Annotated in this window: 1 protein-coding gene and 1 pseudogene; both read left to right on the forward strand. The window is 63.9% G+C overall.

Features of this window, described 5'->3' with window-relative positions:
* Nucleotides 1-1,341: VWA domain-containing protein (locus GHO03_RS24340; RefSeq protein ID WP_153400674.1), on the forward strand; the 1,341-nt coding region annotated here is incomplete at its 5' end.
* Nucleotides 1,338-1,843, forward strand: a pseudogene (locus GHO03_RS24345) (BatD family protein); the annotation flags it as partial. The gene GHO03_RS24340 and the pseudogene GHO03_RS24345, both read left to right, overlap by 4 nt.

The following is a 1,843-nucleotide window of genomic DNA, read 5'->3' on the forward strand; positions in this document are numbered from 1 at the left end:
GGCCCCACCTGGGAACAGGACCGCCCGGCGTTCCTGCAAAACCGCGCGCCGTTGATCATTGCCCTCGACCTGTCCCCGTCAATGGATGCCAGCGATGTGCAGCCCACCCGGCTGGAAGCCGCCAAGCACAAATTGCATGACCTGACTGCCCGGCGCAGCGGTGCCCGCACGGCCCTGATCGCCTACGCGGGCAGCGCCCATCTGGTGTTGCCCGCCACCGACGACCCGGCGCTGCTCGACAGTTTTATCCAGGCCCTGGGCACCGATCTGATCGCCCGGCCCGGCAAAAACGTAGCGGCAGTGATCGAGCAGGCCAGGCGCCTGCTGCAGGCCGAGAAAGCTCCGGGCACCCTGTTGCTGATCACCGACGGTGCCGACACCACCCAACTGGACAGCCTCAAAGCCCTGTTGCAAGACAATGCCCTGCAAGTACTGGTACTGGCAGTGGGCAGCAGCAATGGCGGGATCATTCGTGATGCCCGCGGCCAACCGCGCACCGACAGTTCCGGTCGCCCGCAACTGGGCAGCTTCGACAGCGCCGCGCTCAAGCAACTGGCCGCGGCCACCGATGCACCGCTGGGCAGCCTGACCATAAACAACGATGATCTGGACTGGGTCGAAGGCCACGCCCAACAGCACTTCCAGGCCGCCAGCGACGAGCAGCGCGAGCTGCAATGGAAAGACGCCGGTTACTGGTTATGCTGGCCCCTGCTATTGCTTGCCTGGTTCTCGGTGCGCCGTGGCTGGAGCCTCAACTGGAACGCCGTCCTGCTGCTGGGCGCAGGGCTGGCCCTGCAACCGTCACCGGCGCAGGCCAACGCACTGACCGATGCCTTCTTCACCCGGGATCAGCAAGGGCGCTGGGCCTTTGAGCACCAGCACTACCCCGCAGCAGCCGAGTTATTTGTCGATCCTTACTGGAAAGGCATCGCAGCTTATAACGCCGCCGATTTCGATCTGGCACTGGCCAGCTTTGCCCGGTTGAACACCGCCCCGGCGTACTTTTACCTGGGCAATATTTACGTACGCCGCTACAAGTTCGATCAGGCGATTGCCGCCTATCGCCAGGCCTTGGCCCTGCAACCGCAGTTCCCCGAAGCCAGTGCCAACCTGGCATTGGCCATTGCCATGGAAAAAGATACCGACAGCGCCGAGCAGAACACCCCCGAGGTCAAACCCGACGCAGTCAAATTCGACAAGCCCCCAGGCAAAGGCCAGAGCAAACCGCTGCAAACCCCGCAGGCGGCCAGCGACGAACAATGGCTGCAAAACCTGACCACCTCTCCGGCCAATTTCCTGCGGCAAAAATTCAGCCTGCAAGACCAAAAGGTGGCGCCATGAAGCCCTGCGCCCTGGTACTGCTGATGTTCGTCGGCCTGGCACAGGCCAACGAACCGCAACTGTTGGTGCAGGCCCGGCTGGTACCGGGTGATGCCGTGGTGGTGGGCGAGACCTTGCAGTTGCAGGTCGATGTGCTCACCGACAGCTGGTTCACCCGTGGTGCGTCATTACCCGAACTGAACCTGGACGGTACCGATGTGACACCGCCCAATGGTGAGGCCGGGCACCTGTCGCAGACGATTCAGGGCCAGACCTTCAGCGGCCTGCGCTACACCTATCGAATCACCCCGACGCAGGCGCAAGCGTTCTCGATCGCGCCACTGACAGTGCGCGCGACCCCGGCGCAGGCCAGCCATGAGCTGTCGGGGCAAACCCCGGTGCTGACCTTTCGTGCCAGTCTGCCCGAAGGGTTCAGCCCCGGCGAACCGATACTGGTGGCCAGCGCGTTGCGCCTGAGCCAGACCCTGACCCCGCCAGGCGGCCCGTTCAAGGTGGGTGACAG

Origin of the sequence: Pseudomonas sp. FSL R10-1339 (assembly GCF_009600545.1) — a bacterium.
Lineage (GTDB): Bacteria > Pseudomonadota > Gammaproteobacteria > Pseudomonadales > Pseudomonadaceae > Aquipseudomonas > Aquipseudomonas bubulae.